Source organism: Pseudomonas sp. K5002 (assembly GCF_013386655.1).
Taxonomy (GTDB): domain Bacteria; phylum Pseudomonadota; class Gammaproteobacteria; order Pseudomonadales; family Pseudomonadaceae; genus Aquipseudomonas.
Genome location: NZ_JACARK010000288.1, coordinates 1 through 5113, shown reverse-complemented (window position 1 = coordinate 5113; position 5113 = coordinate 1). Strand labels below are relative to the sequence as shown.

7 protein-coding genes and 2 pseudogenes are annotated in these 5113 nt (G+C 60.2%); 8 read left to right on the top strand and 1 reads right to left on the bottom strand.

What is annotated here, in order from left to right; all coding sequences use genetic code 11:
• From HX846_RS14980 to HX846_RS14955, 6 genes and pseudogenes are all read left to right on the top strand, one after another.
• Positions 1 to 290 (top strand): annotated as a pseudogene (locus tag HX846_RS14980) (antibiotic biosynthesis monooxygenase); the annotation flags it as partial.
• A 57-nt stretch (positions 291 to 347) separates the two neighbouring features.
• Entirely contained in the window at positions 348 to 1058 is a 711-nt protein-coding gene (gene folM, locus HX846_RS14975; RefSeq protein ID WP_008432306.1) for a dihydromonapterin reductase, read from the top strand.
• Positions 1059 to 1078: 20 nt separating this feature from the next.
• Positions 1079 to 1639 carry a GTP cyclohydrolase I FolE gene (gene folE, locus HX846_RS14970; RefSeq protein WP_010176988.1) on the top strand — a complete coding sequence of 187 codons (561 nt, stop codon included), beginning with the start codon at positions 1079 to 1081 and terminating at the stop codon, positions 1637 to 1639.
• Between the two features lie 2 nt (positions 1640 to 1641).
• A complete protein-coding gene (folX, locus tag HX846_RS14965) occupies positions 1642 to 2013 on the top strand; it encodes a dihydroneopterin triphosphate 2'-epimerase (RefSeq protein ID WP_003208474.1) in 372 nt (123 codons plus the stop codon).
• Between the two features lie 23 nt (positions 2014 to 2036).
• Positions 2037 to 2333 carry a DUF1244 domain-containing protein gene (locus HX846_RS14960; protein ID WP_008432302.1) on the top strand — a complete coding sequence of 99 codons (297 nt, stop codon included), beginning with the start codon at positions 2037 to 2039 and terminating at the stop codon, positions 2331 to 2333.
• Positions 2326 to 2667 (top strand): HopJ type III effector protein, encoded by a 342-nt coding sequence (locus tag HX846_RS14955; RefSeq protein ID WP_008432300.1) that lies wholly within the window; start codon positions 2326 to 2328, stop codon positions 2665 to 2667. Before HX846_RS14960 ends, HX846_RS14955 begins: the two co-directional genes overlap by 8 nt.
• Positions 2668 to 2849: 182 nt before the next feature.
• Here the strand turns inward: HX846_RS14955 and trxB are convergent, their stop codons facing one another.
• On the bottom strand, positions 2850 to 3812 hold the full coding sequence (gene trxB / locus HX846_RS14950; protein WP_003208470.1) for a thioredoxin-disulfide reductase: 963 nt from the start codon (positions 3810 to 3812) through the stop codon (positions 2850 to 2852).
• Positions 3813 to 4105: 293 nt separating this feature from the next.
• Here trxB and cysZ point away from each other — a divergent pair, with 293 nt between their 5' ends.
• Positions 4106 to 4861 (top strand): sulfate transporter CysZ, encoded by a 756-nt coding sequence (gene cysZ, locus HX846_RS14945; RefSeq protein ID WP_003208468.1) that lies wholly within the window; start codon positions 4106 to 4108, stop codon positions 4859 to 4861.
• Positions 4862 to 4925: 64 nt separating this feature from the next.
• Positions 4926 to 5113: pseudogene (locus HX846_RS14940) on the top strand (glycosyltransferase family 1 protein); the annotation flags it as partial.

Genomic DNA, 5113 nt, shown 5'->3' with positions numbered 1-5113 from the left:
AGCATCGCGTACGCGGTATCGACGGCTGGTTTGGCGCCGCCGCCGCGCGTCCGCCGCGCTGGAAGCAGGCCGTGGCCATCTGGCTGGCATTTTTCCCGGTGTCGCTGCTGTTCAACTTCGGCCTTGAGCCGCTGCTCAGCGAGTTGGGGTTGCTGAGCCGTGTGCTGGTCAGCACCCTCGCGCTCACGCCATTGATGGTTTACTTCTTTATCCCGTTGTCGACCCACCTGCTGGCCGGCTGGCTGCATCCGGCGCCAGCCCGGGTAAAGGCCACCGAAGCCGCTGCTTGAGTACAAGGGAGGCCGCTCGCTGGTATAGTTTTAGCCTGCCAGCGATTCGAGCCTCCCATGTCTTCAACACCCGCCCCGATCCTGATCACCGGTGCCGGCCAGCGCGTCGGCCTGCATTGCGCCCAGCGCCTGCTGGACGAAGGGCAGCCAGTGATTTTCAGCTACCGCAGCGAACGTCCCGGCGTGCAAGCCTTGCGCGAACGCGGTGCGATCGGTGTGTTTGCCGACTTCTCCAATGAGACCGGTATTCTCGCCTTCATCGACGAACTGAAGACGCACACCCAAAGCCTGCGGGCGATCATTCATAATGCCTCGGCCTGGGAAGCGGAAGCGCCCGGCGACGAGAGCCGCGCCTTTACCGACATGTTCAGCGTGCACATGCTTGCGCCGTACCTGATCAACCTGCATTGTGCTTACCTGCTGCAACGCTCCACGCCTGCGGATATCGTGCACATCAGCGATGACGTGACCCGCAAGGGCAGCCGCCAGCACATTGCCTACTGCGCCACCAAGGCCGGGCTCGACAGCCTGACCTTGTCGTTTGCCGCGCAGCTTGCACCGGATATCAAGGTGAACGGCATTGCCCCGGCAATGGTGATGTTCAACGAGGGCGACGACGCGGCTTACCGCGCCAAGGTCCTGGCCAAGGCGGCACTGGGCATCGAGCCCGGCCCCGAGGTGATTTACCAGAGCGTGCGCTACCTGCTGGATAACCCGTATGTCACCGGTACCACCCTGACCGTCAACGGCGGGCGGCATATCAAGTAAGCCGTTTGCGAGGATGTTGTATGACTTTGTCCCTGCCCCACCACTACCGCGAGATCCTCAAGGGCCTGGGTGAAGACCCCGAGCGCGAGGGTTTGCTCGACACGCCAAAGCGTGCCGCCAAGGCCATGCAGTACCTGTGTCACGGCTACGAGCAGAACCTGGAAGAAATCGTCAACGGTGCGCTGTTTGCCTCCGACAACGACGAGATGGTGATCCTCAAGGACATCGAGCTGTATTCGCTGTGCGAGCATCATCTGCTGCCCTTTATCGGCAAGGCCCATGTGGCCTATATTCCGACCGGCAAGGTGCTCGGCCTGTCGAAGCTGGCGCGTATCGTCGACATGTTCGCCCGTCGCCTGCAGATCCAGGAAAACCTCACGCGGGAAATTGCCGACGCCATCCAGACGGTGACCCAGGCCGCCGGCGTGGCGGTGGTGATCGAAGCCAGGCACATGTGCATGATGATGCGCGGTGTCGAAAAACAGAATTCAACCATGAACACCTCGGTGATGCTCGGCGCCTTCCGCGAGTCGAACACCACGCGCATGGAGTTCCTGCAACTGATTGGACGGAGCAAGTAGCAATGCCACAACTTCAGCCAGGCATGGCGCGCATCCGGGTCAAGGACCTGTGCCTGCGCACGTTTATCGGGATCAACGAGGATGAAATCCTCAACAAGCAGGATGTGTTGATCAACCTGACCATCCTGTATGCCGCCCAGGAAGCCGTGCGCGACAACGACATCGACCACGCGCTGAACTACCGCACCATCACCAAGGCAATCATCGCCCATGTGGAAGGCAACCGCTTTGCCCTGCTGGAGCGCCTGACCCAGGAGATCCTCGACCTGGTGATGAGCAATACATCGGTGCTGTACGCCGAAGTCGAAGTCGACAAACCCCATGCGTTGCGTTTTGCCGAATCGGTGTCGATCACCCTGGCGGCCAGTCGCTAACCCTTACCTTTGCAGTGAGCATCATGAACGATCAACAACGCCTCGAACTCGAAGCCGCCGCCTTCCGCCGGCTGGTGGCTCACCTGGACAGCCGCAAGGATGTGCAGAACATCGACCTGATGAACCTCTCGGGCTTCTGCCGCAACTGCTTGTCCAAGTGGTACAAGGCCGAGGCCGACGAGCGCCAGATCGAGCTGAGCCTCGATGACGCCCGTGAAGTGGTGTACGGCATGCCGTACGCCGAGTGGAAAGCCCAATACCAGCAAGAAGCCAGTGCCGAACAGCAAGCGGCATTCGCCAAAGGAAAAACCCATGACTGACCTGAACACCCTGCGCGCCAGCCTCAACAGTGGCGAACATGTTTTTGCCGATACCCTGGCCTTTGTAGCTGCGGGTTACGACTACCAGCCACAAGCGTTCACCAATGGCAGCGTGGAAAACGCCGCCGGGCAGAACGAAGGTTCGTGCAAGACCCTGGGCCTGGCGCTGCTGGAAGGCTTGAGCGACCAGGAAGCGCTGTTGGCGTTTGGCGAGCATTACCGTTCGGTGCTGGCCACGCCTGAAGGCAGTGACCATGGCAACATTCGTGCGCTGATCGAGCATGGGTTGGCGGGTGTGAAGTTTGCCGCACAGCCACTGACCCGCAAATCCTGAGTCAGACATAGATCAAAATGTGGGAGCGGGCTTGCTCGCGAAAGCAGAGTGTCAGTCAATACATCGGGTGACTGACACACCGCTTTCGCGAGCAAGCCCGCTCCCACATTTGGACTGCGGTGATCATCAAATCCCGTGCATAAAAAAACCGGCCTCGCAGCCGGTTTTTTTGTTTCTACGGTTTAGAACGAAGCGTCCTTCAAACCGTCGAGGTAACGCTCGGCATCCAGTGCCGCCATGCAACCGGCGCCGGCGGAGGTGATCGCCTGGCGGTACACGTGGTCGGCCACGTCACCGGCAGCGAAGATACCTTCAATGTTGGTGGCTGTCGCATTGCCTTCACGGCCGCCTTGCACGATCAGGTAACCGTCTTTGGCATCCAGCACGCCTTCGAACAACGAGGTGTTCGGAGTGTGGCCGATGGCGATGAACACGCCGTCGACTTTCAGCTCGTCGAAGCTGCCGTCATTGTTCTTCAGGCGAGCACCGGTCACGCCCATGTTGTCGCCCAGAACTTCATCCAGGGTGGCGTTGAGCTTGAGGATGATCTTGCCTTCGGCCACGCGGGCATGCAGCTTGTCGATCAGGATCTTCTCGGCGCGGAAGGTCTCGCGACGGTGAACCAGGGTCACGGTGCTGGCGATATTGGCCAGGTACAGCGCCTCTTCCACCGCGGTGTTGCCGCCACCGACCACAGCCACTGGCTTGTTGCGGTAGAAGAAACCGTCGCAGGTCGCGCAGGCGGAAACGCCCTTGCCCATGAACGCTTCTTCCGACGGCAGGCCCAGGTAACGAGCGCTGGCGCCGGTGGCGATGATCAGCGCGTCACAGGTGTACACGCCGCTGTCGCCGGTCAGGCTGTAAGGCTTCTTGGAGAAGTCGACCTTGTTGATGTGATCAAACACGATCTCGGTTTCGAAACGCTCGGCGTGCTCTTTCATGCGCTCCATCAGCACCGGGCCGGTCAGGCCGTGGACGTCGCCCGGCCAGTTGTCGACTTCAGTGGTGGTGGTCAACTGACCGCCCGCTTGCATGCCGGTGATCAGCAACGGCTTGAGGTTGGCCCGGGCAGCGTAGACGGCAGCGCTGTAACCGGCAGGGCCGGAACCGAGAATAATCACTCGCGAATGACGGGTATCAGACATGACTCACTCCTATCGACCGCCCGGACTACAGAACGGCTGGAATAAAAAAGGACCGCGAAGCACTTGGGGAAGGCTTGAACTCGCAGATCCTGAAAATAATGGGTGCAGCGTATAGAGGGAGGCAAGATTAAGGAAATACGGATTAACAATCCAGCTCATAGGTGGTCTCTATCCCATGCCCTCTATTAATCGACACCTTTGTTACCGTTAATGTCGCGATGCGGGCCGTGCTTTCCCGGTACTCCCAAAGCCGGTAAGGTCGGCGCGTTCGCCCCTATTGCCCGGAGTTATCCATGCCCGCCCCCGTTCTTTCAGGCCCACAGTACCTGCGCGAAGGTCTCAAACTGGTACTCAGCCCCGGCCTGCGGCTGTTTGTGCTGCTGCCGCTGGCAATCAACCTGATCCTGTTCGTCGGATTGATCTACTTCGCCGGCCATCAGTTCAGCCTGTGGGTCGACACGCTGATGCCGACCCTGCCGAGCTGGCTGAGCTTCCTCAATTACCTGCTGTGGCCTTTATTTGTGGTGCTGGTGGTGCTGATGGTGTTTTTCACCTTCACCATGCTTGCCAACATCATCGCCGCGCCGTTCAACGGCTTTCTGTCGGAAAAGGTTGAAGTGGTGGTGCGCGGCACCGATGATTTCCCGGCGTTCAGCTGGGGCGAACTGGCGGCCATGGTCCCGCGCACCCTGGCCCGGGAAATGCGCAAACTGGGTTACTTCCTGCCCCGGGCCATCGGCCTGTTTATCCTGTCGTTCATCCCAGTGGTCAACCTGGTGGCGGCGCCGCTGTGGCTGCTATTTGGTGTGTGGATGATGGCGATCCAGTACATCGACTACCCGGCCGACAACCACAAGCTGGGCTGGAACGAAATGCTCGCCTGGCTGCGCCAGAAGCGCTGGCAGAGCATGAGTTTTGGCGGCATCGTCTACCTGGTGCTGCTGGTGCCAGTGGTCAACCTGCTGATGATGCCGGCAGCGGTGGCCGGGGCGACGTTGTTCTGGGTGCGTGAGCAAGGCGCCGAGGCCATGGCCATTAAAAAGGCCTGAGCCGTCACAAATCCATCATCCAAAAGACACAATGACGACATGGCCCACGCCGACACTGTGGGTCATGACGACAGCTTCGCTCCACATCACCCTGATCACCGAAACCTTCCCGCCAGAGATCAACGGGGTGGCCAATACCCTTGGCCGCCTGTGTGACGGTTTGCGCGCGCGCGGGCATCAAGTCGAACTGGTTCGCCCACGACAGGGCAGCGACCAGAGCCGGCCCAGCGACGACGGCCTGATGCTCTGTCG

Coding starts and splice junctions, on each gene's coding strand:
- HX846_RS14955 (WP_008432300.1), top strand. CDS start 2,326: ATGACTGACCTGAACACCCTGCGCGCCAGCCTCAACAGTGGCGAACAT.
- HX846_RS14960 (WP_008432302.1), top strand. CDS start 2,037: ATGAACGATCAACAACGCCTCGAACTCGAAGCCGCCGCCTTCCGCCGG.
- trxB (WP_003208470.1), bottom strand. CDS start 3,812: ATGTCTGATACCCGTCATTCGCGAGTGATTATTCTCGGTTCCGGCCCT.
- folM (WP_008432306.1), top strand. CDS start 348: ATGTCTTCAACACCCGCCCCGATCCTGATCACCGGTGCCGGCCAGCGC.
- cysZ (WP_003208468.1), top strand. CDS start 4,106: ATGCCCGCCCCCGTTCTTTCAGGCCCACAGTACCTGCGCGAAGGTCTC.
- folX (WP_003208474.1), top strand. CDS start 1,642: ATGCCACAACTTCAGCCAGGCATGGCGCGCATCCGGGTCAAGGACCTG.
- folE (WP_010176988.1), top strand. CDS start 1,079: ATGACTTTGTCCCTGCCCCACCACTACCGCGAGATCCTCAAGGGCCTG.